This is a genomic window from Nocardia sp. alder85J (genome assembly GCF_020176955.2).
Lineage (GTDB): Bacteria > Actinomycetota > Actinomycetes > Mycobacteriales > Mycobacteriaceae > Nocardia.
The window spans coordinates 1-26,589 of sequence record NZ_JAIUCZ020000012.1 but is presented as its reverse complement, the minus strand read 5'-3'; the positions used below and the strand labels follow the sequence as shown (position 1 = coordinate 26,589).

Annotated in this window: 24 protein-coding genes; 8 read left to right on the top strand and 16 right to left on the bottom strand. The window is 69.5% G+C overall.

What is annotated here, in order from left to right; translation table 11 throughout:
- Nucleotides 1–15: 15 nt before the first annotated feature.
- The 10 genes from LBW94_RS35625 to LBW94_RS35580 form a co-directional block, all read right to left on the bottom strand.
- A complete protein-coding gene (locus LBW94_RS35625) occupies nt 16–1,068 on the bottom strand; it encodes a hypothetical protein (protein WP_225056949.1) in 1,053 nt (350 codons plus the stop codon).
- A 516-nt stretch (nt 1,069–1,584) separates the two neighbouring features.
- Nucleotides 1,585–1,920 carry a transposase gene (locus LBW94_RS35620; RefSeq protein ID WP_225056948.1) on the bottom strand — a complete coding sequence of 112 codons (336 nt, stop codon included), beginning with the start codon at nt 1,918–1,920 and terminating at the stop codon, nt 1,585–1,587.
- A gap of 2 nt (nt 1,921–1,922) precedes the next feature.
- Entirely contained in the window at nt 1,923–3,776 is a 1,854-nt protein-coding gene (locus LBW94_RS35615; protein WP_225056947.1) for an acyl-CoA dehydrogenase family protein, read from the bottom strand.
- A gap of 35 nt (nt 3,777–3,811) precedes the next feature.
- A complete protein-coding gene (locus LBW94_RS35610) occupies nt 3,812–5,014 on the bottom strand; it encodes a cytochrome P450 (RefSeq protein ID WP_225056946.1) in 1,203 nt (400 codons plus the stop codon).
- On the bottom strand, nt 5,011–5,157 hold the full coding sequence (locus LBW94_RS35605) for a hypothetical protein (protein ID WP_266272952.1): 147 nt from the start codon (nt 5,155–5,157) through the stop codon (nt 5,011–5,013). Before LBW94_RS35605 ends, LBW94_RS35610 begins: the two co-directional genes overlap by 4 nt.
- Entirely contained in the window at nt 5,154–5,672 is a 519-nt protein-coding gene (locus LBW94_RS35600; RefSeq protein WP_225056944.1) for a hypothetical protein, read from the bottom strand. Before LBW94_RS35600 ends, LBW94_RS35605 begins: the two co-directional genes overlap by 4 nt.
- Nucleotides 5,669–6,730 (bottom strand): GAF domain-containing protein, encoded by a 1,062-nt coding sequence (locus LBW94_RS35595; protein WP_225056943.1) that lies wholly within the window; start codon nt 6,728–6,730, stop codon nt 5,669–5,671. Before LBW94_RS35595 ends, LBW94_RS35600 begins: the two co-directional genes overlap by 4 nt.
- Nucleotides 6,727–6,894 (bottom strand): hypothetical protein, encoded by a 168-nt coding sequence (locus LBW94_RS35590; protein WP_225056942.1) that lies wholly within the window; start codon nt 6,892–6,894, stop codon nt 6,727–6,729. Before LBW94_RS35590 ends, LBW94_RS35595 begins: the two co-directional genes overlap by 4 nt.
- Before the next feature lie 286 nt (nt 6,895–7,180).
- Nucleotides 7,181–8,101 carry a hypothetical protein gene (locus LBW94_RS35585; RefSeq protein ID WP_225056941.1) on the bottom strand — a complete coding sequence of 307 codons (921 nt, stop codon included), beginning with the start codon at nt 8,099–8,101 and terminating at the stop codon, nt 7,181–7,183.
- On the bottom strand, nt 8,098–9,486 hold the full coding sequence (locus tag LBW94_RS35580) for a cutinase family protein (protein WP_225056940.1): 1,389 nt from the start codon (nt 9,484–9,486) through the stop codon (nt 8,098–8,100). Before LBW94_RS35580 ends, LBW94_RS35585 begins: the two co-directional genes overlap by 4 nt.
- A gap of 538 nt (nt 9,487–10,024) precedes the next feature.
- Here LBW94_RS35580 and LBW94_RS35575 point away from each other — a divergent pair.
- Together LBW94_RS35575 and LBW94_RS35570 are read left to right on the top strand one after the other, a co-directional pair.
- Nucleotides 10,025–10,744: a helix-turn-helix domain-containing protein gene (locus LBW94_RS35575; RefSeq protein WP_225056939.1), complete on the top strand. Its 720-nt coding sequence runs from the start codon at nt 10,025–10,027 to the stop codon at nt 10,742–10,744.
- A 43-nt stretch (nt 10,745–10,787) separates the two neighbouring features.
- Nucleotides 10,788–11,249: a hypothetical protein gene (locus LBW94_RS35570; RefSeq protein ID WP_225056938.1), complete on the top strand. Its 462-nt coding sequence runs from the start codon at nt 10,788–10,790 to the stop codon at nt 11,247–11,249.
- 194 nt (nt 11,250–11,443) lie between these two features.
- On the opposite strand, the gene LBW94_RS35565 is transcribed toward LBW94_RS35570, so the two are convergent.
- Nucleotides 11,444–12,250, bottom strand: a complete 807-nt coding sequence (locus LBW94_RS35565) for a DUF6545 domain-containing protein (RefSeq protein ID WP_225056937.1) — start codon at nt 12,248–12,250, stop codon at nt 11,444–11,446.
- Nucleotides 12,251–12,389: 139 nt separating this feature from the next.
- On the bottom strand, nt 12,390–13,151 hold the full coding sequence (locus LBW94_RS35560; RefSeq protein ID WP_266272948.1) for a hypothetical protein: 762 nt from the start codon (nt 13,149–13,151) through the stop codon (nt 12,390–12,392).
- Between the two features lie 958 nt (nt 13,152–14,109).
- Here LBW94_RS35560 and LBW94_RS35555 point away from each other — a divergent pair.
- Nucleotides 14,110–15,018 (top strand): MBL fold metallo-hydrolase, encoded by a 909-nt coding sequence (locus tag LBW94_RS35555; protein WP_225056935.1) that lies wholly within the window; start codon nt 14,110–14,112, stop codon nt 15,016–15,018.
- Between the two features lie 75 nt (nt 15,019–15,093).
- On the opposite strand, the gene LBW94_RS35550 is transcribed toward LBW94_RS35555, so the two are convergent.
- Nucleotides 15,094–15,888, bottom strand: a complete 795-nt coding sequence (locus LBW94_RS35550; RefSeq protein WP_225056934.1) for a helix-turn-helix domain-containing protein — start codon at nt 15,886–15,888, stop codon at nt 15,094–15,096.
- Nucleotides 15,889–16,549: 661 nt separating this feature from the next.
- Between LBW94_RS35550 and LBW94_RS35545 the strand changes: the two genes are divergently transcribed.
- From LBW94_RS35545 to LBW94_RS35530, 4 genes are all read left to right on the top strand, one after another.
- Nucleotides 16,550–17,053, top strand: a complete 504-nt coding sequence (locus LBW94_RS35545; RefSeq protein ID WP_225056933.1) for a hypothetical protein — start codon at nt 16,550–16,552, stop codon at nt 17,051–17,053.
- On the top strand, nt 17,050–18,102 hold the full coding sequence (locus LBW94_RS35540; RefSeq protein ID WP_225056932.1) for a tyrosine-type recombinase/integrase: 1,053 nt from the start codon (nt 17,050–17,052) through the stop codon (nt 18,100–18,102). The genes LBW94_RS35545 and LBW94_RS35540 overlap by 4 nt, the downstream gene beginning before the upstream one ends.
- Before the next feature lie 66 nt (nt 18,103–18,168).
- Nucleotides 18,169–18,756: a DUF5753 domain-containing protein gene (locus LBW94_RS35535; protein WP_225057052.1), complete on the top strand. Its 588-nt coding sequence runs from the start codon at nt 18,169–18,171 to the stop codon at nt 18,754–18,756.
- Nucleotides 18,746–18,952 (top strand): DUF397 domain-containing protein, encoded by a 207-nt coding sequence (locus LBW94_RS35530; RefSeq protein ID WP_225056931.1) that lies wholly within the window; start codon nt 18,746–18,748, stop codon nt 18,950–18,952. Before LBW94_RS35535 ends, LBW94_RS35530 begins: the two co-directional genes overlap by 11 nt.
- 186 nt (nt 18,953–19,138) lie before the next feature.
- On the opposite strand, the gene LBW94_RS35525 is transcribed toward LBW94_RS35530, so the two are convergent.
- The 3 genes from LBW94_RS35525 to LBW94_RS35515 form a co-directional block, all read right to left on the bottom strand.
- The gene (locus tag LBW94_RS35525) at nt 19,139–19,678 is read right to left on the bottom strand and encodes a DoxX family protein (RefSeq protein WP_225056930.1); all 540 of its coding nucleotides are present in this window, start codon (nt 19,676–19,678) and stop codon (nt 19,139–19,141) included.
- 248 nt (nt 19,679–19,926) lie between these two features.
- A complete protein-coding gene (locus LBW94_RS35520) occupies nt 19,927–24,492 on the bottom strand; it encodes a bifunctional nitrate reductase/sulfite reductase flavoprotein subunit alpha (RefSeq protein ID WP_225056929.1) in 4,566 nt (1,521 codons plus the stop codon).
- 150 nt (nt 24,493–24,642) lie between these two features.
- A complete protein-coding gene (locus LBW94_RS35515) occupies nt 24,643–25,347 on the bottom strand; it encodes a demethylmenaquinone methyltransferase (protein WP_225056928.1) in 705 nt (234 codons plus the stop codon).
- Between the two features lie 135 nt (nt 25,348–25,482).
- Between LBW94_RS35515 and LBW94_RS35510 the strand changes: the two genes are divergently transcribed.
- Nucleotides 25,483–26,541, top strand: a complete 1,059-nt coding sequence (locus tag LBW94_RS35510; protein WP_225056927.1) for an alpha/beta hydrolase — start codon at nt 25,483–25,485, stop codon at nt 26,539–26,541.
- Nucleotides 26,542–26,589: the final 48 nt, after the last annotated feature.

Here is a 26,589-nt window from a genome sequence, read left to right as displayed (position 1 = left end):
CCCGTGAGTCGCCGACTACGGCGCGGGTGCCGGTGACGGGAACAAGGCCTGCTGCACGGCCGTGACCACAGAGGCCGCAGCATGCGTCACGTCCTGCGCCACGGTGCCGGCGACCGCTGACACTGTTTCCGCGGCCGCGGTCAGCGGATCCGGTGCCGGCGCGGGATCCGGGTTTGCGGTGTCCGCGGGTGGATCGGGGTCCGGTGCCGGGTCCGAAGGGGCCTGCGGCGGGTCGATCAGCGGTGGCGGCGGGGTGACCGGGCCCGGATCGGTCTGGCTACCCACAGCCGCACCGACTCCGGCGCCGATCGCCGCGCCCACGGCGACACCCGCCGCGGTGACCGGCAGGCCGACGATCGCCGCCCCGGCGGGGCACCCGACCGAGGCACCGACCAGAGCACCGGCGAGCACGCCCGCACCGAGGCCCGCAGCGCCCACGCCCGCCCCGACGGCGGCGCCGACAGCCATCCCGCCGACGCAGCCGAGGATGCCCGAGGCGATACCGGCCACTTCCAGCCCGAGATAGCCGCCGCCGAAACCACCGGAGACCGTCGACAGGGTCCGTCGATCGGACTCGTCGCGGGGCACGCCCAGCGCGTCGTAACCGATCGCGATCTCAGTGGCGATGTAGTCCGACCAGGCTTGCACCTTGTCCTGGAGACCGGGATCCATCCAGTCCGGAACGGGGACCGGGGTATCACCGATCTGGAGAATCCGCGGGCCCGGTGCAGGGGCCGGTGTGTCGCCGGGCGGCGTGGCGTCGCCGGTGGTGTCCTCGGGCTGGTCGGTGTCACCGGCCTGGGACACGGTCCACTGCGGGCGCGGCACCGGCCGGTCCGGTACCGAGGGAGGCGGGGGGTCCGGCACGAACACCGCCAGGCCCGCAGCCGGTGGGGCGGGCGCGGGCGCGGGTTCGCTGGGAGTGGTGACACCGGCCTGGCCGCTGTCGGTCACCCCGGCCTGCCCGGGATCGGCGGTACCGGCGGATGCCATCATCGTCGCGATCGCGACCGGCATCACGCCGATGATCACGGATCGGCGCAGCCAGCGGTGATACGTCTCGGTCATCGAATCCCCTCGGCACCGGGTGACCACGTCACCCATCGCAGGATGTCTTCGGACGCGAGTCGCCCCAGGCAGGAACAGCCGGACGCCGACGGCGATCCGGTGTGCCACAGGAGCCCACTCACGGACCGCGACCGGGAAGACCCATCAGCGAACAACCGAGGGAGCCGGGCAGCGGCGCAACATCCGGAACCGAATCGAGGAACCGGGAAACCTCGCGAACGCGAGACGCCACCCCACTCTAGATCGAGGTACGCCTCGAGCACAATGTTCACGAACGACTTTCATCCCGATTCGACCGAAATTAACTCGCGGACACGGTAATTCGACAGCGGCAACCCACTCGAGACCGCCACGGCCCTCGTCGCTGCGGCACCGGCGACAGCGACACCGCGACGGTGACGCGATCGCGTCCCATCCGAACACCACTGGACGAAATGATCTGTGCCACATCACATCACGCTCACCACAGCGGCACCCTGCCGTGTTCGAGCCCGCACGAATATCAGCCGGTAGCTGTCAGCGATCCTGCGGTGAGGGTCGGGAGTAGAGCCCGAAAACGAGTCCGAGCAGTTCCATGACCTGCCGCAGTTCGTGGTTCTCCCTGCGGAGGCGCTGCAATTCTTCTTGATCATCGACTGCCGACTGCGGCTGCGGTACAGGGGCGCGTCGTCTACCCGTGCGGGCTCCGTCGGCGAGAGCCTTCTTGAGCCACAGCGTCAGCGTCGCGTAGTTGACTCCCAGGCCGGGGCCGAGAGCTTGTGCGGTCGCGTACGCCGACCCGTATTCGTCGAAATGCTCGAGCGCGACACGAACGGCCTCCGCACGGATTTCGGGAGAGTACCGCTTCGCCATTCTCAGCTCCGCTGCACGCCGGGCCCGCTCCCGGGCTGTGCGGAATAATGAGCTGCCGATTTCGCCGCGTAGTCGGGGTGTGCCAGCGGCGCGGTGAGCAGCGGGAGGCCGAATGCCTGGGTGAGCACCGGCAGTTGGTCGGCGACGATGCTGATGTAGTAGACGAGGTCGCTGTCGACGGTGTCGGCGACCTCGGGTTGATATTGGTCGTGGGCGGCATACCAGTGGGCGTGGTCGTGGATCGTGGTGAGGGCCTGGATGGCGGTGAGGGCGTTGACCAGTGCCCGGGTCGGTGGGTCGGGGATCCGGGCGGCAGCGGCGGCGAGACTGTCGACGGCCAGCCGTTGCGCGACGGCGAGGGCCAGTGCGGTGGCTTCGCAGACTGCGCCGACCGCGACGATGCCCCGCGGCGGGTCGTCGCGGCGTGCGGCGGCGAGCATGGTCCGCTGACGGTTGTGCAGCATCTGCTGCCACCAGGGCACCTCGTCGGGGTTCTCGGGCCGCCACAGGCCGGTGTCGGCGGCGGCCGCGAAGGCCGGTGTCGCAGCGAGTCGGTGGCCGGCGGCGGCGAGCAGTGCCTTGTCGTCTCCTTCGGCGGTGGTCATCCCGTTGGCGTTCGCGATCCAGGCGGGGAGGTAGTTCGCGGCGGAGGTGCCCTGGGCTCCCAGTCGCAGGCGGCAGGTGTCCAGGGTGGCGCGGGCGGTGGTGACCAAGAGCGGTTTGCCCAGCATCGCCAGCAGCGGCGCGACCGGATCGTCGGCGATCAGTGCCCCGGTGAGGTGGTGGCCGAGCGCGGACATGGCGTAGGCGGCGGCGGTCGCGGTCACCAGGTCCCGCTGGACGGTGTCGAGGTCGGCCAGGGTCTGGTCGCCGAGACGCCGGCGCGGGGCGTAGCCGACGGTCAACGCCAGCGCGGCGCGGCTGCTGGCGGTGGCCGCGCGGCCCAGTTTCACCCGGCCGGTGACCAGTTCGCTGATCGCCTCGCCGAGCCGCTGGCGATGGTCGAGTGCGCACTCGAACCTGTCTCCGTCGAGGCGCGCCAGGTCGCCGCGCAGCCAGGCGTCCGCCGGTATCCGCAGGTGGTCGAAGGTGACGGTCGCGTGGTCCATCACCGGCCCGTGCCGGTTGTCGGTCATCGCGTGGATCGTCACTCCATCGACCGGGCCGGCGGGGGTCCGCAGCCGCACCAGGAAGGGCCAGACGCCTTCGTCGCGACCGAAGGCAATCATCCGCGCGAGCACGATCCCGATTTTCGCGATCCCGTCCAGTCCGACGTTCGGGGGTTGTTTCGCGGCCTCCGGCCGCGGAGTGTGCAGGTCGAACCAGCCGCCGTCAGGGTGGACGGGGTCCGGTCGCCATTCGGCGCGGGTCTCGAGGTCGACGGCGTGGGTGCCGTGACCGATCTCGGTCAGCGCCATCACCCCGACGGCATCGACGCCGTCGAGGTCGGTCAGTGCCTCCAGCTGATACGGTGCGCCGTTGGTCAGGCGTGCGATCGTGCCCACGGCGAGATCGAGATGTCCGGTGAGGAAAGGCATCAGATGCGGGGCCAGTTGCGCGGCCCATTCACACAGATCCACCCCCGCCGCCACATCCGCTGCGAGGGCACGCGATCCGCCCAGCTCACGCGAGATGCGCTGGAGGCAGCCATATCCGGTGCGGAGCCGATCGTCGATGGTGTGCCCGGGGCCCGGGTCGGGGCGGTCCCCCAGCGCGGCGACCCGGTCCCGCATGCGCAACGACGCGACCGGGTCCTCACCGAAGATCACCGAGTGCAGGGCGGGAATCGAGATCGCGTCCTGAGGGACGGGATCTGTTGCGGGCGAAGAGGATCGAGCAGGAATGGCAGTACTCATGGCGGACGACCTGTCGGTGCGTGGATGGGGTGGTATCACTCGGTGTGGACGCTGACGTGGACGACCGGAGGTCTGAGTACGAACTGGTACCGCGGGCGGAGGTCATCGCTGAGCAGTTGGAACGTGAATCGGGTGGCCAGCCCGGTCAGGACCACGAGGGCTTCCCGCCGGGCCAGGCGCGCGCCGAGGCAATAGCGCCTGCCGGCGCCGAAGGGCAGCCACGCCCGCCGCGGCGGCGGACCGGACAGGAACCGGCCCGGGTCGAAAACGCTGGGAGTATCCCAATGGCGGGGGTGGTGGTGGATCAGCCACGGGGAGGTGGTCACCGGACATCCAGCGGGGATGGTGATGTCGCCGAGGCGGGTGTCGTGGCGGGCGGTGCGGCCGATGAGCCATGAGGCGGGCGTGTCGCGCAGGGTCTCGTCGAGGATGGCGGCGGTCATCGCGTCGGCGTCCGGGTCGCCGGTGCACACCAGTCGCCGCCAGTGCCGGTAGAGCTGCTCGTGTCGCATGAGGTGCACCCAGGCCCAGGTCACCGTACTCGCAGTGGTTTCGAACCCGGCCAGCAACAAGGTGACGATCTGATCGATCAGTGCACGGTCGTCGTCGCCCGGCACGGTCAGCAGCGCCCGCAGGACGGGCCCGTGTTCGTCGGGAGCCAGGTCGTCGATGCGGCGGGCGACGACCGTGCGCAGTGCCTCGACCGCACCGGATTCGCGGGCCCGCCCAGCCGACGGCAACAGGGTGGTCACCGTGTCGAGGACCGCGGTCACGTCTTCGATGGCGGTGGTCAAATCTTGTCCGGCCACACCGAAAAGGCCACCGGCGGTGATGGCGAGCAGCAGACGGCTCATCATGGCGGTCAGGTCGACCGGTTCCCCGGTGTCTGCATAACCTTCCAGCTGTTCGACGGCCGCGGCGACGCATTCGGTGATCGTGTCGTCCATCCACTCCGGGGACGCGAACAGCGGATCCAGCAACCTCCGCTGGACACGCCACGGGTCGCCCTCGGTGACGAGCAGTCCGTGCGGGGCGACATGCTCGGCGAACCAGGCTTTCGGGCCGGTCAAGACGCTGTAATCGCCGGAGAGCAGCACTTTGCGGGCATCGCCGGGGTCGGTGGTGACCACCATGCGCGGCCGTCCGTCGGTGCCGGGGATCACGACCAGTCGTTGTCCGGAGTCGATGGCCGCAGTGAGCAACTCGTGCATCGTGGTGCCGGTGGTGGATTCGGTCAAGGCTGCCTTCTTCGTTGTAGTGACCGGGCGAGCCGCTCGAGCAGCGGGAACACGAAGCGGTACACCCACAGCGGGAACGGCTCGCGGCAGGTCACCGTCCAGCCGTGGGCGGTGCGGCGCAGACGCGGGATCGCGATCATCACGGCCTCGCCCGCCGCGCCCGCAGCGCCGATTCCGAGATACGCAGCAGTGCCGCACTGCCACGGCCGCTGAGGGATTCGGCTACCGTCGGCAGCGGTGGCCCGTGTAGTGCGCCGACCAGGTGAGCCGACAGCGTCGTCGTCCAACGGCCCGCCACGGCCTCGACATCGGCTGCGGGCCACAGGATCTCGGTCGCGGCGATCCGGGACCTGACCCAGGGATGCCGGAGGACCACTTCACGCACCACCAGATCGGCATGGCCGGTGCTGGTCAGCAGCACCATGGATTCGACCGCGTCCACCAGCGCCGCGACATCCGCAGCGACCAGGCCGATCCCGGCGTGGGCCCGCGGCGCCGGCAGCGCCAGCGAATAGCCCCCACGATGCTCCACCATGATGTGCAGGTGGCGAGAAGTACCGTGCGGAAACACCTTCGAGGCCAGTGCCCGCCACCACGGTTGCACCGTGCCGCTTTTCGGGGCGGTGTCGGCTGGGTCGCGGCGATGGCCGGGGGTCACCGGATCGCCTGTCGGTCCGGGGAGCCGGGCGTGGTGAGCTTCACGTCGATCATGGCCTGTGGTCGTGGGCCGGTCCGGAATGCGCTCCAATGCGTGTCGACGGAGGTCCAGTCGCTACTGCCGAACCGGAGGCGGAACTTTGTGCGCAGATGCTCGGTACCGGCGAGCAGGGACGCGCGGGCGGACGCGAGAACGGGGATGTCGTCGGGGTGGATCTCGGGGGTTTCGGCCGCCCAGCGATCCACCGGCGGTATACCGGGCAGCAGCCAGTCCTGGAGCAGCCCGGTCGGAAGATCGATCACGCCCAGGGCATGCGAGGTGGCACTAGCGAGGTGCCGCAACACCATCGCCATCACCGGAGCCGGTGCCGGGTCCGCGACGCCGACATCGTGGGCGACCGCACGCACGATATCCCGCCCGCCGGGGGTGAGGCAGCGGTGGAGGGCCAGACGTACCCGGCGCTGCCGGCCGGTGTGCAGTCCGGCGGTGGTCAAGATTCCCGACCACGCCACCGGCGCAGGGGCCCGGTCGAACACGGCCATCATGCCCGGTTGCCGGGAGTCGAAGTGCCGCATCAGGTCCGGCAGCGCCCGATCCCTGCCGACGGCACTGTCGCTGTCGATCAGGTGCTCCAGCGCCATCGTGGTGGTCGCGACACCGGTGCGGACATCCCAGCACAACGTCGCCACCGGCGGCCGTGGCGGCGGGCGGCGGCGGCTCGGACCGGCCCACACGTGCACGGCGTGGACGGCGGTGTCGGGACCCGAGACCGGCACGGCGATGACGCGGATCTTCCGGCTGTCCGGCAGCCAGACAGCCCGGACCTGCGGTTCACCACGTTTCGCGCAGGCGGTCACCGTCGCGATGATCTCCCTGCCCACCCCGGCAGTGACCGCGATGCGGGTACGAGACAGCCTGGTGTAGTCGCGGGGCCTGGATCCATCGGCGATCACTGCCAATGTCGTTGTACCGGACATGGTTTCCACCAGCGCCCACGACGGAGGATTCTCGGCGACCGTGTCCGTGCCGGTGGAGGCTGTCGAGCTGCCGATGGTCACCACCGCCGGCCTCCGGCAGCACGAGCGAGGCGCACGTCCTCCTCGGGGCCATCGGTCGCGGTCTCGCTGCGGGCGGCCGGATCCGACGTGGTCAAAGTGATGGCCAGGTTGACCGCGCCCGCGGCGGTGACTACCGCGATCAGGAGGAACAAGTCGAAACCCATGGTCCACCACCTCCCACGGGTCCGAGAGGCTGCCAGCCGGCGCCGTTGCGCGACCGGCACAGCCCCAGCGGTGATTGGCCGATGATCAACGGGGTCAGCACGTACAGGGGCGGCAGCGGTTGCGGCGGCACCGGTCGCGGCGCAGGGGCCGCGGACGCAGCCCAGATCGCCACGGCCGCAGCGATCGGCAGCGCCGCTGCGGCCGCATACGCCCATCGGCCCGGCGGCGGCCGGTCGTCCCGGTCGCGGGTGTCTGCGGTGGCGGGGTCGAGGCCGCGCGCCGGTGTCACCGTGACGTCCCGTCGCCGGGGTCCAGGGGCCGGGCCTTCGACGACAGGTCCTGGCGGGCCTGGGTCAATGGGGCGACCACCTCGTCGATGAGCGCCTGCGCGGTCGTGTGCTCCCCGCGATCACGGTGGACCTTGCCCACGGCGATCGCCAGCGCGATCAGCTGGCCCTGCACGACGAAATCGCTGCCGGGGTCCTCGTGGTCGAGGTGGCCCAGGATCAGGCCCGTGATGCTCAGGTCCGACCTCGGTGCCCGGTGGGCGGGCCGGCATCGGCTGCCCGGCGCCGCCGTCAGCCGGGCCAGCGCGTCGGCGGCCAGGGTCACCGGGCCGACCGTGCCGAACTCGGCACGCTGCGCCCAGACCGCCAGCACCCCGGCGATCCGCCCGGCTGCCCACCGCCACGCCGCCACGTCCCCGGCCGGGTACCGCTGCACCGCCCCGGCGAAGCGGCCTATGTCGGCCAGCGCCCGTGACCACATCACCGGCGCGGTCAGGACCAGGCCGTCACGGCCGGCGGGCAGTGGCGCACCCGGCGGCCGCCGCCATTCGACCTCGGCGTCGGTGATCGTGCGGGGATCCGCGGACCACCCGCGGCGCAGTTCGTGCAAACGGAGATCGGGCGCGAGGTCACAGTCGGTCACCGGCGCCATCAGCCGCCCCGTGTCCAGATCCCGGTACTGCACCACGAACCCGTTCACCGACCCGTCGACTCGATCACGCAGCGGTTCCAGCACCGCACCGGTGGCACGCACACGACGGCACCACTCGTACTCCCACAAAGCGATCACCGCCGCCGCGCGCACAGTCCGCCGCAGCACCATCGCCTGCTGTTCGACGCCCTCCGGTCGCTGCTCGCGTGCACCGCGCGGCCGGTCAGCCGAGTACAGCGCTCTGCCGTAGAGGAATTCGATCGTCACCGCCCGTCCCCTTCGAGGTCGTGGGCGATCGCGTCGAACCAGTCACCGGCGGCTGCGGCGGTGCCGTCCCGGCCGTAACCGGTGTGGTCGGCGACCACACCGGCGGCACGGGAGAGCACCGCCGGATCGGCGAGATCGGCATTGTCGGCGATATTGGCCGCGACCGCGGCACCGAGTTCTCCGACGAGGCGGGGAATCTGGCCGAGTGGATCGGCGGCGATCGCCGCCGCGACCTGTGCGGCCTTGTCCGAGGCCGCACGGGTTTCTGCCTCGGGCGCCGGACCGGGGTCACGCGGGTCGGCCGCGTCGGCCAGGCGCCGGCAGAACGACTCGGCGGGAACGTAATCCACGCTGCCGTCGGCACCCAACTGCACATCGTCGAGGATCGCGGCGGTACCCGCCCGCGCCGCCGTGGCCGTGGCCACGGCGGTCAGCGAGGACACCGCGCTCACCGGATCCCCGAGATCGGCCTGCGCGGCGATACCGGCAACCGCCTGCACCACCGCAGCATGATCCGGAAAATCACAGGCCAGGTCCCCAGCGGCGCAGTACTGACCGACCCGGCCGCTCAGGTCACCGAAATCTGCTGCGTCCGAGACTATTCCACCGGTGCTGGGGACCGGGGGCAGCGAGATTCCGGAGACTTCCGTGCCGGCGGTGCCCGGGGCAGGGTCCGGTGTGGTCTGCCCGGGTCGCCCGGGAATCTGACCACCAGGCGACCGTGTCCAGTCCGACAGCAGCGCAACACCGGCGACGTGATCGGCGTCGACCGGGCCGATGCCATCGCCGACAGCGCGTGCGAAACCCGCTGCGGCCCCGGCGCCTTGGCTGAAGCCCACGACACCGAGCTGGGTGTGCGGGCACTCGGCCACCACCCGTGCCGCTGCCGCCCCCAGTCGATCCTCGGCGCGAGTCGAGGACGCCGCGAACGTCGTGGTGTCCGCCCCGGTACCCCAGACGCCGCCGAAACTTGCGTCGTAGGGAATCGTGAAAGCGCCGATGCCGGGGTCGGAGCCGAGCATCGGCGCGAAAACCTGCCCGATCATGCCGGTCAGCGCGCGCGGATCCGCAGCCGGTGACGATTCCGACGTCCCCTGAACACCCAGGACGACCAGCGCCGGGCACCCGGTGCCGAGATCGGGCACGAGCACCGCATCGTCAGCTCGCGCCAGCCCAGACGCAACAAGGGCCGCGGTCGCGCAGGTCGCCGCTGCCCAGAAGCTGCGATCAAAGGCTCTGCGGCCTCGCCATGCAACCGGCGCGGAACGTATGCCGTCTGGAGAGGTTAATTTTGTTGCACTGCAAGATATCTCGAGACAGTCAGTCTTCGGTTCGCGGCAGCGCCGCACGGCGGGAACGCCAAGTCGGGGGATTTGTCGTCGCACAGAGTGTCCTTTTGACTGGCACCGCCACAAGAATGCGTGCCTGCACATAGCCAGCGGCGCGGCGGCCGCGCCGCTCAGCGAGGGGTGGTTCCACATAGGCGCCATGGCGATCGCAGAAGGAAGGCCGTTGGCGGAACTGGTGGGTGACGAGCACGGTCCCCGCAGGACACGCTGGGGATTTCGTTCCGCGGGAACCGTGCTCTTGACCTGCCGCGCCATCAGGCTGACTGCGACAGGAGTCCGATGCCGTCGTAGACCAGGTTCAGACCACTACCCACTATCCCGAGTACCTGATACGCGATCGCCACGAGTGCCGAGAAGTCCATGATTCCCCTCCCTTCCTGACTTGACTGCCGGATAGGTGGGCTCGCAACACCTTTCACGCCCAGCCCGCCCGGCGGGTTACGCCTACACCACCGAACATACCTACATACAGGATCGAAGGCAACGATTCATCGGAGCATGTGGACCTATTTATAGGATCGCGTGTCCATCGTTTGTGTACCCGTGCACCAATAGTGAGTGGTATCGTTTCCCGGTGGACGCGCATGGGGATGACGACGACACGACAGAACGCGGGCTGGCAACCTACACGCCGCCCGCCGCTGCCGAAGAAGTAGGCAACGGCCCGATACGTCCGACCGACGAGCACCTCGAGTTTTGCGGCGGTGTCCTGCGCGCTCGCCGTGACGAGTTGGATTTGACACGACGCGACGCCCGGTCGGTGGGCCTTTCCCCATCGATGGTCAACGACTACGAGAACGGGTACCGCGCACCCAAGCGCCCCGAAACCTTCGACAAGCTCGACACCTGGCTGCGATGCCTGTCCGGTTCGGTGTGGAATCTGTACCACCACGGCCGTGATCTGGTCCCGATCGAAGTGCCGGCACCGCTGCCGCAGACGCGGGTGCCGGCCAAGCTGTATCCGGTGGAGATGCCATTGCAGGCTCTGATCGATCTGGCCGGAGCCGACGCCGCTCTCGCACGGATCGCGTTGACCACCAGGAATTCGGAGCTGCGAGAGGTTCACGAGGTGATTGCGCGCAGCACCGACATGCTGCTGCGGGCCTTCTACGACGGGCAGGTGGCCGGACGGCGGGCCGACGGTGTCCCCGATGACCCGTTCGTCACAGCGATGCTGGCGACCACTCTCGCCCGCAAGACGCCCAACAACAACGAGAGTCGGGCCGAACTCGCGCTGCTGCGTGCCCACCTCAGCGCCGACGGCGAACCGTCCGCAGACCCCCCCTCCGGATGACCTGCCGAGCCATCCCCACACACTCAGGAAAGATCGGGAGCCGATGTCGCATACGGGCGATCAACCAGCACTACCCCTCCGGACGAAGCTCGACCGGCTGTTCGAATTCGGCCGATCACGGGACGAGCCCGAGCGCAGCACAGCCGACGTGGCAGGTACCGTCTCGCAGCTCCTCGGCAGGATCGTCGACCCGGAGATCATCGACAGCGCGCGCTCCGGTGACCTCCTGGATCTGCCTGCGGAGATCGCCGACGCGCTGGCGGACGTGTTCGCGGTCGATGCCATGTACCTGCGCGAAACCGGTGAGGAAGTCACGCGTTACGACTTGGTGTTGCAGGTCTGCATTCTTATCCGCGATCGTGGTCTGCGCGTGGCGTTTCGTGCCTTCAACCTCGACACGGTGGCGCTTCAGGAACTCGTTGCGTTGATCGAGAACGAATGTCCGGTGCCGCAGACCGCAGCCGGCTCCGCCGCCCGGCACCACGACCTCACGGCTTTCCCGTAGAGGCGTCGGCGTTTCCACGCCGGTGCCCGTGGTCGGCACCGTGGCCTCTCGGCGACGGCTTGCCGGGGAGCGCGAGCGGTGCGACCACGTACAGTGCGGCGATGCGCGTGTGCACCGGGTGGGCACTGATCGCGCGCCGATCGAGGAGAACCTGCCCGACGCGTATTGCACAACGGGCAGGTTCTCGCGGTTCTTCATCGAGGTTGCGGCGCGGATGCCGTGCAGTGCAGGTGTTTCCATGCTCGCGCGATCGCCAGCACGTGCTGTTCGTCACCGGGCCATGACCAGTGCGCACCGGACGCGGTGGCCGGCACCGCACGGCGGTACCGGTCCACCGCGTCGGTGAGCGCGCGAGCCCACCCGTGGGGATCACCGGTGCGCGGTGGGGGTTCGAGTTGAGTCGACAACGCCACCACGGCGTCCTCGATCTCGACGCGCATCCGATGCTCGGCCACACCCTGGTCGAGTGGTGAATCGGCGTTGCCCAGGCGCACGTCCGGCACGACCTCGGTCAATGCCCTCCACAGCACTGCCAGCGTCCGAACCCGGTGTGCACCAGGGCGAAGCGGCGACCGGAACGGGCCGGCTGCGGCCAGGTCGGCGATGTCGCGGCTCGACACCGCCAGCCCTGTGCCGACCATCTCCGCCCGCAGTTCTGTCGCGGTGGCCATTGTCCCGCGGTGGGAGATGTGCGCGAGGCTGTCCGATTCCGTTCTCCCCCAGCGCAACAGCGCCGGGTCGTCGCCGATCAGGTGTGCAAGCTCGTGCATGACCTGCTGGAGACGGTGCCGTGGACTGCGGCGGCCGTCGAAGCGGACGATCAACCGGCCCGGATGCACCAGGCAGGCCGCCGGCTGCGGTGCCGCGGCCGGGGTCAGCGGCCACGGCGCGACATCGACTCGTTTCCCCGTGGCCTGCTCGAGCCAGCCACACAGCTGGGCCACCGTCCACGGCACCGCCAGCGGCACCGCCTCCACGATCGCCAGCGCCTGCTCGGCCACCGGCTTCACCCCGGGCTCGGGCCCGATCAGAGCCAGGAGTTCCCGCCGGAACTGAACACGGTCCGGCCGCGACACCGTGCGGGGTCGCGCCGGCGGCCCGGGTCGTTCCCACCGCCCTGCTGATCGCTGATACGGCAGATCAGACAACGGGTGCCTCGCCGCCGGGGTCCCTGTCGCCGGTGAAGCAATGCAACCCGCGTCGGCGGGGCGCGACATCCGGTGGCATCGCGGCAAGGATGTGCCGCAGCGCGGCTTCCAGGTCCCACCACCCGTCCAACAGCACGTCGTCGGGGGTCGCCGCGTCGATGTACGGCCCGTCGACGCGGGAGTCGGCCTGGTGCCGCAGCGCGTCGACGAGCAACGGGAGCAGTAGCTGACGCCGCCGCCACGGCAGGGGACGCGGCCACGCCACGGCCAGGATCTTCGCGCCCTTCGTGAGGTCGAACCATCCCCGCATCAGAATGTCGTCCGGAAGGTCCGGTCCCACGTAGGGCGCATCCGAGCGCGAATCCGACTGGGCACGGAGCGCTTCGGCAAGCAGGCGTGCCAGTCGCTCGTCGGCGGCCTCCGGGGTCTTCTGTGCGGCCTGCTCGCGGGAGGAACCGTCGCGGGAGTCCGCGGCCACCGTCTGTTCGGTTGCCGCCCCGGCCCGTTCGCTCGCCGTGCGGAGGTGCAGCCATTCACCGAGCAGGCCGGCCATGTGGTCGCCCCATGCCTCGGCGGACTCCTCGGGGGCAGCCGCGAGGTCCGGTCGCGACAGGCTCGGGTCCGGGTTGCCTGCCATGTGCTGTCCCGGGTGCGGGCGACCCGCTGCGGCCGGATCCATGGCTTGCGCACCGGATTCGATGCTGCCTGTTTCCTCCGGCGCTGTATCGGTCGTGTCCGGAAATTCTGTGGTCATCGGTAATGCCCTCATCACGTGCCCCTTTCGCAATGCGTCAGTCGATGGATGTGAATCGATGAATGAGCGCGACAGCGTGAATAGCGGAGCGGCCCTTACGCCCCGTCACAATGCTGTCAGCGCATTACCCACCCGTCGCTGGACCTCCGTCGGGGCCACTGTCGCCAGCCTCGATAGAGCGTCGAGCCCAGCATTGCGGCGGCGGCAACGTAATGCAACCCTTACTACACCTGGATTTCGTATCTCTGCGGGGATCGAGAGCTACGATTCGTAGCACTGGCGCGAATATGGCGATATCGGGAACCACCGTTCGTAGTCCTCGGTTCGCACACGGCTACGGTTCGTGTGCGCAAGGGCCCGTCCCGCAGGACGCCCGCTCCGACAACACACCAGCCCGGCCCGGTATCGGGCCCGGGGCTACCGTTCGTAGTTCTCGCAGCCTCGAGGACTACCATTCGTATCTCTTGCCGATGTTACTTCTACCAACGGCGACGGCCCGGGCCGATATGCCCACGATCGGTAGATGACAGTTCGGCACACGCTCTGCTGATGCACGATATCCTCGACTTTGTGCGGCGCAGTGTCCCGGCGGCGCGTCACCGGTCCGGGCTTCCGGTCGATCGGGGGAGCAGATGACGATGTACCGCGTCGTGTCACATGACCGAGAAGTCGGGATTCACCGACGTCGGCATTCAGCCATTGTCGGATCACTGTGCCGGGGTTCCGTGTTCCGGTCGGCGATCAACGATATGACATCTCGCAACCGTATTGCCGGGGCAGGGTTCGACGCCCCGTGTGGGTTGAATTGTCGGAGAGGATTGTTTTTCGTGCGCACATCGTTTCCTCCCACGGTGCAGGTGACCGCGCCTGTGGTCCCGTCACCGTCGGGCACGGTGCCTGCGGGCCGTCGCGGCGGCCGCGGGCCGGCGGGCGTCCGACTCGGGAAGGGAGATCACCGATGACCGGTGTCGATGCACGCAGGGTCGCTGTCCCCGGCATCCGCCGGATCGTTCTCGGGGACCTCACCTGCACCTATGTGCCCGACGGCCAGACCCCGTTGGCGGCGCGCGGCTGGCTGCCCACCGCCACCGAGGAGTTCTGGGACGATCCCGCCCACCGCTGTTTCCTCGATCCCGACGGTGCGCTGACCGCCGGGGTCGGGGGGCTGCTGGTCGAGGACGACGCCAGTGGTGAGGCGATGTTGATCGACGCGGGCCTCGGGCCCGTCCACTTCGAGACGCCGTTCGGCGCGCTCGCGGGGGGTGCGCTGCTGGCCAACCTGGAGCGTGTCGATCGTGGCGGCGGGTCCGGTCCGGATCTGTTGTCGCGGATCACGACCGTCGCGCTCACGCATCCGCATCTCGACCACGCCGGATGGCTGGCCAGGCCGATCCCCGGCACCGATCGGCTGCCCTTCGCCCATGCGTCGGTGGCCGTCGGCCGTGACGATTGGGAGCAGCGGCACCTGCTGGCCTCCCACGGCGTCGGCGCCGACCTGCTCGCGGTGTTCGAGCGTCAGGTCCGGCTCGTCACCGCCGGCGAGGAGATCTGGCCGGGGGTCAGCGTCGTGGCCCTGCCCGGCCACACTCCCGGTCACGTGGGCTACCGGATCTCCTCGCAGGGAGTCTCGCTGATCGCGTTCGGCGACGCTCTCCACACGCCGCTGCAAGTGGAGTATCCCCAGCTCGCCGCGGCCGGCGATCTCGACCCTCGCCGGGCTGCGGCTGTGCGCCAGGCCCTCGTCGCCTCGCTGGCCGACGGCGGTGAGACCAGCATCGCGTTCGGTGTGCACTTCGCCGACTGCCAATTCGGTGTCTGCGCCCGCAGGGACGACGGCCGCATCCACTGGCGGCCGTTGCCGGTGTGAGGCACACGGCCGGATCGCGCGCGCGGCGGCGGGTGTCTCCGGGGGCGCTGCTACGGCTTGTGCCGGGTCGGCAGGTCACACACGCCAGAACGTCATCTGCTGCCAGTCCCTGTCGACGGGAAAATAGGGTCGCCAGGCGCCGAAATAAAAGTCGGCGGTCTCGCCGGTCGTGAGATTGTTGAGCGTGAATTGATCCGGCATCACCTCGTCGACGGGAGTTCTTCTGTCCCAGAGTTCGCTGAATTCTTCGGCCTGGCTCGCCGCTCCGACGACGGTGCGCCGGCGGCGTTCGCCGACCAGCTCGATCGATAGATGCCGCAGTGCCAGTACCGCCATGTAGGCGATGGGTTCCCAGCCGTCGCCGAATACATCCCGGGCGCGGGGGTCCAGCATCAACCACACAGTCAGGTTCCGGAACTCGTCGATACCCTGGAACCAGCTCCGGCCGGGCTGGTTGCAATGTCCCAGATCGAAGATTCCGTGGCTCACGATCAAAGCCGGACCCGGTAGTTGATCGCAGAAGGCGATCTTCCGGGCATCGGGTGGATTCAGGTCGTCGACCGGCCGCACGCGCCCGCTGATGATGTCGACGATGAATTCGAAATACAGGTATGTCATGCCCAGCTCGGGAGTCCGGTAATACCGGTACACCGTGTCGATGGTGACCGGGGAGCGCCCGCGCTCCATGCCCGCGATAGTCTGCGGGGCGACCCCCAGTAATGCCCCGAGTTGCGGCCGGGTCAGTCCGGCTGCCTCTCGGAGACTGCGCATGACCCGCGCTGCACGTTGCCGATTGGCGCGCTCGAGACTCGCGGGCGAGGAGGGTATCGCCACGCAGTCGTTGCGCGCCGCGTCCGACGCCGAAGCCATCAGTGGTACTCCTCCCCGGGGATCCCGGAATTACGTCGTCCGGCCGGGCATCCGGGAACCCGACAGTCCAGAATGCCAGTCGATATCCGGTGAGTCCACCCGTGCCGATCTCAAACATACCGGCGGCGCGTTTTGCACGCTCGCCGCGGACCCGGAGTACACGTGCATTTCCGTCGGTTGCACGTGCATTTCCGTCTCGGCATCCGCGCGCCGGGCAGGATCGATGCCCGGCGGCGGCAGGTACCGGCGGCACGGGTCCGCCGCCGGCGGTGTGCGGTGACGCGACCCGGTGGTGCGGCCCGGGCGGGGCGCCACGCGGGGCCGGGCCGCGTGGCCCGCGTCCGGGCCCGGGAGGTCTCCCCACCCTTCGATCCTGTATATAGGATCAGTGGTCCTATGGACAGGTGTATGTTGCGCTGATTAGTATCCGACGCAGCGTTCACGATGTGATCGGTCGGCACGGCGAGAGAAGGACCGAGGAGACCATGCGGCGGTGTGGCGGGCCGGGTGTCGGCGGGCACGAGGTGGAGGTGGGTGGCTGCCGGGGGCGGCGCCGGCGACGGCCTGGAGGGGTGGAGCGGTGGTCGCGGTGGCGGGTACATCGTGCGGCGGCGCGGCTGCTGACGAGGGCCGGTCGTCGGGTGCGGCGAGGTGGGCGGCGGTGAACGGTACCGATTCGATGGCCGGGCGGGAGGGTCCGCCGGTGCTCGGCGATCTCGGGTTCGGTGGCCTGTTTCCGGTTCTGCGCTCGCAGCGGGGGGTTGCGGCGATCGAGCCGGTGCCGTTCGCGTTTCCGGGGGCGGTCGATGCGGACTGCCCGGTGGGTGCGTTGTCGTGTGCGACGGCGTCTGTCGATGGGCAGGGGCGGTTGTCGGATCGTTCGGTGCTGAGGTCGCTGGGGTGGTGGCCGGGGCAGCGGGTGTCGTTCGCGGCGGATCATCGGGCGGTGGTGGTGTCGTGCGTGCGACAGGGCGGGTCGGCGGTGAGCAAGGACGGGTATCTGTGCATTCCGGCGGCGCGTCGTCGCCGGTGCGGCCTGATGCCCGGTGACCGGGTGTTGCTGGCGGGGCATGGGGTGTCGGATCGTCTGGTGGTGCTGCCGATTCCGGCGGTGACGGTGGCGTTGTGGCGGTCTTTTCCGGATCTGTGGCAGGCGGCGCGATGAGCGACGAGGTCGGTCGGGCGTTGCAGTTGATCGCGTCGCGGCTGGGGGTGGCGGTCGCCGATGTTCCCGGTGGGTCGGTGGATCGTGTGGTGCCGACGTTCTCGGAGTACATCGCGACGTTGCGGAGGGCGCTTCCGGTGTCGACGGTCCGGAATTACGACTCGTATTGGCGTGTGCTGGAACGGGAGTGGGGGCCGCGGCGCATCGATGAGCCGACGACGTCGCAGATCGGTGCGCTGGTGCAGGATCACCGTGGGCGGGCGGTGGTGCGGTCGAATTGGCGTGGTGGCCGTGGGGCGGAGGCGCATCTGGTGGCGGCGATCCGGTGTCTGTACAAGCGGGCGGAGTACGACAAGTTGATCGGGCCGCTGGACAATCCGGCGGCGAATGTGCGCAAGCCGGGCCGGTTGCCGAGTTCGCGGCATGCGCTGACCCATGAGCAGGTGGTGGCGATGGGGGAGGTGGCGTCGACGACGGGGAACGACACGGAGTTGGATGCGCTGATCGTGCGGATCCACATCGAGGCGGCGTGCCGGCGCAGTGCCGCGGTCGCGTTGACCGTCGATGATCTGGATACCGAGTACTGCTTGATCCGGTTGCACGAGAAGGGTGAGCAGGTGCGGTGGCAGCCGATCTCGCCGTTGCTGATGGGCAGGCTGGTGGAGCATGTGGCCCGGCGTGGGGGGCCGGAGGCGACCAGGCAGGTGCTGCGGTACCGCAGCGGTGCGGCGATCACCGGGCGCCGCTACGACCATCTGACCGGGCGGGTGCGGGAGCATCTGCCGTGGGCGGCGCGGTTGCAGGTGTCGATCCATTGGGTGCGGCACACGACGTTGACGTGGGTGGAGCGGGAGTTCGGGGAGGCGATCGCGCGGGCGTACGCCGGTCATGCCGAATCCGGTGGTGGCACAACGACTCCGATCTATACCAAGGCCAGCATCGTCGAGGTCGCGGAGGCGCTGGCGGCGCTGACCGGGCAGCGGCATCCGCTGGCGCGGGCGGTGCGTCATCCTCTGGCGCCGAGGAGTGCCGGTGGACGTACACTGTGACGCTATGAACCCGCGAATGCCGCGAGTTCGCCCCCATCTGCGTGTTGGTCCGACGAGACCTTCGGTCTGTATCTCGATCTGGAATCCGCTGCGCAGCAGATGATCTGCTACAACGAGCACATTCCCGGCCTGTTGCAGACCGACGACTACGCCGAGGCGATGATCGGCGCCTGTCACGTCAAGGTGCCGGAGGAGGAACTCGAACAGCGCCTGGAATTGCGGCTGAAGCGGCAGAGCCTGCTCACCAGGAAGCGGCTGCCGCTGACTCTCGACGTGCTGCTGCACGAATCGGCGCTGTATCGCCTCGTCGGCGATGCCGAGTTGATGGCGGCCCAGTTACGGCACCTGGACAAGTTCGCCACGCTGCCGAACGTGTCGCTGCGCATCCATCCGTACCGGGCGGGCCTGACGTGGGGAATCCTGCACGGCCCGTTCGTGATCCTGAGCTTCCGTCCCGATTCGAGAGGAGGTTCGACCGAACCATCGATCGTGTACCGCGAAGGTGCACCGAGCAGCGACATCTACATCGAGAAACCGGATGAGGTGGATCGCTATACCGAGCTGTCCGCGGCGATCCGCGCGATGGCTCTCACGGAAACCGAAACACGAGACCTGCTACGGCAGGTGGCAAAGGAGTACGACCATGAACACTGAGATCGCGAACTCGGACTGGTTCAAGAGCACCTTCAGCGAGACCACCCACTGTGTGGAGGTGGCCTGGCTGCCGGAAGGCGGCGTGGGCGTGCGGGATTCGAAGAATCCCGGCGGCCCGGCGCTGGTGTTCACCGGCGCCGAATGGTCGGCGTTCACCTCCGGGGTGAAGGCCGAGGAGTTCGACCGCACGGCGTGATGCCGAGGGCTCACGGCGTCACGACGCCGGGGGCTCGACGACAGTGAAAGAAGCGGCTCCGCCCCGACTCCACCAGGGCGGAGCCGCCCGTTCACCGTACCGGAGCCGGCCGCTGGGCCCCCTCACGATCGGCCCGGCGGCCGCGCTCCCTTCGGTCCCGGCTCCGCCTCCGGTCGTGCTCCGCCGTCAGTCACGCATCGAGAGCACCACGCCCGCCACCACGGCGGCCAGCACGATCGCCGCGACGCCGTAGACCAGGCGGTAGTGACGCAGCGCCGGGACGGCGCGGTCGAGGGCCAGCCTGCCCGGGCCGATCAGCGCCAGGGTGACGACCGCCGCCAGCAGGACCAGTTCGTATTCGTAGCCCTTGGGCGCGAAGAATCCGGATTTGACGGCGACCGCGTTGATCATCACGCCCATCACCGCGGCGGCAGCCAGCGGCGTGAGCAGGCCGACGATCAGGCCGAGACCACCGAATGTCTCGCTGAGCCCGGCGATCACCGCCATGGTCTTGCCCGCCGGATAACCCTTCGCTTCGAAGAAGCGGCCGGTGGCGCTGAGCCCGTTGCCGTGGAACCAGCCGAACAGCTTCTGCGTGCCGTGCGCGGCCATCACCACGCCGACCACGACCCGCAGCACCAGCAACCCGATATCGGCGCCGAGACTGCCCGGCAGCGGGTCGGCGGCGGCGTGCGCGGGCGAGACGGGAGATGCAGTTGCTGACATTTTGCCGTCCTTTCGTAGCGGTCGGCCGAATCGGCCCGGCACCACCCGTCGGCCGGTCGCGCGTGGTGCAGACCGGGCAGTGCGCGAGGGAACCGTATCGGGTCGCACCACGTCGAACAACGACCATGAGAAGCCGATACCGGAAAGATAGGACCGCGCGGGCGGGTGCGGCACCGCCGCGTGACCGAACCGGCGGCAAGTCGGAACCCGAACTTTGCCGAGAGCTGTCTCCGTGATCCGCAGAGGTGTCAGTACACGTCGCGGAGATAGCGTTTCTCGGCGACGAGCCGCTTCTTGAAGGCCGCGGCCCCGGCCTCGTCCAGTTTGCCGTGCACCTGGGCGATGGTCAGCAGGGCGTCGTCGACATCCTTCGCCATCCGGGCGGCATCACCGCAGACGTACAGGTGGCCGCCCTCCGACAGCCACGACCACAATTCGGCGCCGTGCTCGATCATCCGGTGCTGGACGTACACCCGTTCCCGCTGGTCCCGGGAGAAGGCCAGGTCCAGCCGGGTCAGGAAGCCGCTGCGGAACATGTCCTCCAACTCCGCGCGGTAGTAGAAATTGTCCGCGGCGTGCTGATCGCCGAAGAACAACCAGTTGCGACCGCGGCAGCCCAGCACCCGGCGCTCCTGGAGGAAGCCGCGGAACGGGGCGATACCGGTGCCCGGGCCCACCATGATCATCGGCGCGTTCGGGTCCAGCGGCGGCCGGAAATGCGGTGCGCGTTGCAGGAACACCGGGACCGGTGCGGTCGTGCAACGGTCGGCCAGGAAGGTCGAGCAGACACCGCCGCGCTGCGCGTAGCGCACGACGGAGACGGTCAACTGCACCTCGTCCGGCGTCACCAGCGGGCTGGACGAGATCGAATACTGGCGCGGTTGCAGCTTTTTCAGCACGCCGAGCCAGTCCACCGCATCGGCCCGCACCGGGAAGTCGCGCAGCACGTCGACCGCCTGCTTGTCCCACAGATAGCTGTCCAGCTCGTTGCGGTTGTCGCGCCGCAGCAGTTTCGCCAGCCGCGGGCTGGGATTCTCGGTGGCGACGAAGGCCAGTAGATCGGGACCGGGCCGGGTGATGTCGTAGCGGGTGCGCAGCGCCTCGGCCAGCGGCACCGCCCGGCCGTCCGGCTCGACGGACCGATCACCGTCCAGTCCGGTCACCTCGAGCCATTCCGCCACCAGCGCTTCGTCATTGGTCGGCCAGACGCCCAGCGCGTCACCGGCCTCGTAGCGGACGCCCAGCCCGCTCAGGTCGAAGCCGAACTGCCGCACCTCCTTCGCCGCACCGGGCCGGGACAGCAACCGGTTGCGGACCACCGGCGCGGGTACCGGCGACTGCCGGGTGAAAGGGGCTGCGGTGGCCGGCTTTTCGGTGCGGCCGAGGGTCGCGACACCGGCGGCGCGAGGCGCGGTCCCGGGGGCGGCACCGGCGGGAACCGGGGCGGCGGCCGGACCACCGGCGGAAGCAGTGACCGGACCACCGCCGGGACCGGCATCGGGACCATCGGCGGGACCGCCTGCCGGACCCGCGCCGGACTGCGGCGCGGCGGTCCCGAAGGCCGCCAGCACCTCCGTGAGCCAGTGCTCGGACAGCTCCTCGTGATCCGGCTCGCTGTCGACCCGCGGCAGCACCCGGGTCGCGCCGAGCTTCGCCAGCAGTTCGTCGATCTTGCGGCCGTATCCGCAGAAGTCGTCATAGGACGAGTCGCCGAGGGCGAACACCGCGAATCGTACGCCGGTGAGCCGGATCGCGCTGTCGCTGAGGCTGTCCCAGAAGTCCGAACCGTTGTCCGGCGGGCCGCCGGTGCCGAAGGTGCTGGTGATGACCAGGGTGTCACCGCTGAGTTCGTCGGGTGCACAGGAATTCAGCTCCAGCAGCCGGGGCCGGAAACCGGATTCGGCCAGCATCGCCGCGGCGGTCGCGGCCAGTTCCTCGGCGGTGCCGGTCTGCGAGGCCCACAGCACCGTGATCGACCGCTCCGGATCCGCCGCGGCAACGGGATCCGCGGCGACGGCCGGGATCAGCGTCCCGAGGACCGGCTCGACGGCCCGGGAGTACATCCCGGCCAGCAGCCCGTTCACCCAGGTCCGGCTCTGCGGGGACAGCGGCGACGACTCCGGCAACATCGGCTGCCCCCGCACCGGAATCTCGTGCAGGGCCGCGAGATATCCGGCCAGATAGATGCGCTCGGCTTCGCTGAACGTCGGCGCGATCGCGGTTTCCAGGCCCAGCGCGGCGGACAGCGGATGCAGGGCCGGACGCCCGCTGCGGTCCGCCCAGGACCCCCCGCCGGCGAGCGACGCCGATCCACCGCCACCGGCCGGCGTCCACGAACCGTCCACCGCGGTCATCGGTGGCCCGCCCGCACCCGGCCATGCTCCGCCACGGTCGGCCGCCGCCCACTGGCCGGGCGCGGCAGTCGCCGCCGGGCCGCCACCGGTCGGAAACGCTTCGTCACGCGCGGCTGCCCACGCCTGACCACCCGCGATCGGGGACGACTGACCGGCCGCAGTCACCAACGGCCGGCCGCCCACCTCCGGAAACGCTCGGCCACCGGCGACCGCCGGCGCTTGGCCACTCGCCACCACCGGCGCTCGGCCACCGGCGGCCACCATCCGGTCGACCCCCGGCGCCACCGCCACCTTCCGCAACGCCACCGCGCAGACCTTGAACTCCGGTTGCAGCGAGTCGGCGTCCACGGCGTCGCTGGTGACGGCGTTCACGGTCAGGTATTCGCCGTGTTCGTCGTTCCAGTGGAAGGGCGCGAAGCAGCTGCCGGGCAGGACCCGGTCGGTGATCCGCACCGGCAGGACGGCGCGGCCGCGCCGGGAGGTGATCTCCAGCGCGTCCCCGGCGCGCATGCCCAGCCGTTCCCCGTCGTCCGGGTGGATCTCCGCGAACGGCTCACCGGTCAGCTTGGTGAGTTTGGCGACCCGGCCGGTCTTGGTCATGGTGTGCCACTGATGTTGCAGCCGGCCGGTATTGAGTACGAACGGGTAGTCGTCGTCGGGCATCTCGGCGGGCAACATGTGCGGCCGGGGGTGGAACACCGCGCGCCCGCCCGGAGCCGGGAACACCAGCCGGGGCCGGTGCCCGGTCTCGTCGGTGAACGGCTCCCGGACCGTGCCGTCGTTCCGGTAGCGGATCGGGTTGCGGCGCTGGGCCGGATCGGGGCACGGCCACTGCATCGGGCCCTCGCGCAGCCCGGCGTAGTCGATGCCGCGCAGGTCGTAGCCGGTGGCCGGATTGGTGAATCCACGGATCTCCTCGAACACCTCGGCGCTGGAGGCGAAGTCGAAACCCGCGAAGCCCATCGCGGTGGCCACCTGGGCGATCAGCTGCCAGTCCGGCCGCGCCTCGCCGGCCGGATCGGTGGACCGCGCCAGCAGGGTCAGCGTGCGCTCCGAATTCACCATCACCGCATCGGATTCCGACCACAGCGTGGCCGGCAGCAGCAGATCGGCGTAGGCGGTGGTCGCGGTCTCGGTGTAGACGTCCTGGACGATCACCAGTTCCGCGGCCTCCAGCCCGGCGATCACGGTGCGCCGATTGGCCATGGACGCCACGGGATTGCTGCACATCACCCAGCACGCCTTGATCTCGCCCGCGGCCAGCCGGTGGAACATCTCCACGGTGCCCGGCCCGGCCTCGTCGCGGATCGACCCCGGCGCGAGCCCCCACGCGGTCTCGACGAAACTCCGGTCGGCGGCGGCGAACACGGTGCGCTGACCGGGCAGCCCCGGGCCCATGTACCCCATCTCGCGGCCACCCATGGCATTCGGCTGGCCGGTGAGCGAGAACGGCCCGCTGCCGGGCCGGCACAGGGCGCCGGTGGCCAGGTGCAGATTGCAGAGCGCGTTGGTGTTCCAGGTGCCGTGGGTGGACTGGTTCAGGCCCATGGTCCACAGCGACATCCATTCGCCCGCCTCGCCGATCCACCGGGCGGCCGTGCGGATGTCGTCCTCGGCGAGTCCGGTGATCGCGGCGACCTCGGCGGGCGGATATCCGGCGAGGAACGCCGGCATGGCGTCCCAGCCCCGGGTGTGCTCGGCGATGAACGCCGCGTCGATGTCGCCGTTGTCGACCAGCAGGTGCAGCAGGCCGTTGAGCAGTGCCAGATCGGTGCCGGGGGCGATCTGCAGGAACAGGTCGGCGCGCGCGGCGGTGTCGGTGCGCCGCGGGTCGACCACGATCAGCCGCGCACCCGTGTGCAGCCGATCGACCATGCGCAGGAACAGGATCGGATGGCAGTCGGCCATGTTGGCGCCGATGACGAAGAACAGGTCGGCCCGGTCGATGTCGTCGTAGGAGCCCGGCGGGCCGTCGGCGCCCAGCGACTGTTTGTAGCCGGTGCCCGCACTGGCCATGCACAGCCGCGAATTGGCCTCCAGATGGACCGTCCGCAGATAACCCTTGGCGAGTTTGGTGGCGAGATACTGCGCCTCGATCGACAGCTGCCCCGAGACGTAGAGGGCGATCGCGTCCGGCCCGTGTTCGTCCAGGATCGCCCGCAGCCGGGCCGCGGTCTCCTCGATCGCGTCGTCGACCGGCATCGGCGCCGGGGCGCGCCCACGGGCCGCCCGGCGGTACGCGGCGGCCATCCGGCCGGGCGCCCGCATCAGCTCCGCGTGGGTGGCGCCCTTGGTGCACAGCCGGCCGCCGTTGACCGGATGCAGTTTGTCGCCGCGGACCTTGGCGATCACCGGGGCGCCGTCGGCGCCGGGCCGGGTCTCCACGATGATCCCGCACCCCACACCGCAGTACGAGCACACGGTGCGCGTGCTGCTCGTGGGCTCGGTTGACTGCGCCATGCGATCGATCATTCCGAGCACCGATTGCGCCGGAATCAACCGACGTTATCGGTAGGTGACTTTGCACCTCACAACCGTGATTCGCGACTGTGAGATGTGATCTGCACCACTTGCCGCAGCTCACCGGAGTCCGCGGGCGTCCGCGGCGGGTCAGCCGAACTTGTAACCCCGGTGCAGCGCGACCACGCCACCGGTGAGATTGCGCCACTTGACCGCCGACCAGCCCGCGTCGGTCAGTTTCAGCGCCAGCTGCGACTGGCTCGGCCAGGCCCGGATGGATTCGGCCAGATAGACGTAGGCGTCCGGATTGCTGGAGACCGCGCTCGCGATCCGCGGCAGCGCCCGCATCAGATATTCCATGTAGATCGTGCGGAAACCGGGGATCACCGGCGTGGAGAATTCGCACACCACCAGCCGCCCGCCCGGCTTGGTGACCCGCAGCATCTCACGCAGCGCCAGTCCGGTGTCGGCGACATTGCGCAGCCCGAAGGAGATGGTCACCGCGTCGAAGACGTCGTCGGCGAACGGCAGCGCCATCGCGTCCCCGGCGACCATCGGCACCTGCCGGGACCGGCCCGCGGACAGCATGCCCTGGGAGAAGTCGGTGGCCACGCACCAAGCGCCGGACTTGCGCAGTTCGGCGGTCGACACCGCGGTGCCCGCCGCCAGGTCCAGCACCCGCTCGCCGGGCCGCAGGGCCAGCGCCGCCCGGGTCGCCCGCCGCCAGTACCGGTCCCGGCCGCCGGACAGCACCGTGTTGGTCAGGTCGTACCGGCGCGCGACACCGTCGAACATCGACGCGACCTCTCGGGGCTGTTTGTCCAGCGAGGCTCGGAACGACTCAGTTTTCGCCACGACGCACCACCCTAGCGCGGCGATACCCGCCAACCACGGGAGGTGAACCCACCGATCTCAATTCCCCACTTGCGTAACATAACCGTCTCGGTTTTAGATCACAGTCGCAAGCCGTCAGGGCGGCGGCACAAGCACATGGGTGAGGGTTGGGCGTTGCGACTCGGATTCGGCAGCCTGATGACTTTGGCGGCGACGGTAATTGCCGGCGCGTTCGCGGCGGGAGTCCCGGCCGGGGCCGACCCGGTCGAGAGTCCGGGGGTGGTGTTACCGGCCGTCACCTCGCCGGACGGCTCCTATATCGAGAAGATCGAGGTGAAGGACAGCCGTAACCTCACCCTCCAGGTGCATTCCGCGGCAATGGACAAGACCTTCCCGGTGGATGTGCTGCGGCCCACCGACACCTCGACGCCGCGCCCGTCGCTGTATCTGCTCAACGGCGCCGGCGGCGGCGTGGACGACGCGTCCTGGCAGTTGCGCACCGACGCACTGCAATTCCTGTCCGACAAGAACATCAACGTGGTGCAGGTCATCGGCGGCGCGTGGAGCTTCTACACCGACTGGATCGCCACCGATCCGGTGCTCGGCGTCAACAAGTGGCAGACCTACATCGGTGACGAGCTACCCCCGCTGATCGATGCCGCGCTGAACACCAACCAGGTGAATGCCATTGCGGGCCTGTCGATGTCGGGCGTGCCGGTGCTGGATCTGGTGATCGCGCATCCGGGCCTGTTCCGCAGCGCCGCCGTCTACAGCGGTCTCACCCAGACCAGTGACCGGGTCGGCCAGGACATGGTCAAGCTGACCGTCGAGACCTGGGGCGGCGGCGACACCCGGAACATGTGGGGCCCCACCGACAATCCGCTGTGGGTGACCAACGACCCCTACGTGAACGCCGACAAGCTGCGCGGCACCAACCTGTTCTTCTCCACCGGCAACGGCATCCCCGGCATCTACGACCTCCCCGGCGGCAAGTTCCGGCTGGAGGCGCCGGCCGACACCCCGAAGGTGGTCGCGCTCGGCAGCGTCATCGAGGCCGGCGTGGACTGGGCCAACCACAACATGCAGGACAAGCTGAATTCGCTGCACATCCCGGCCACGTTCGTGTACCGGGACAGCGGCACCCATTCCTGGGGTTACTGGCAGCAGGACCTGCACACCTCGTGGCCGGTGCTGGCCGCCGGACTGGGAGCCTGACCCGAGGCCGCCCCACCACTCGCCGTCGTCGGCCGGTGCACGCGCGAA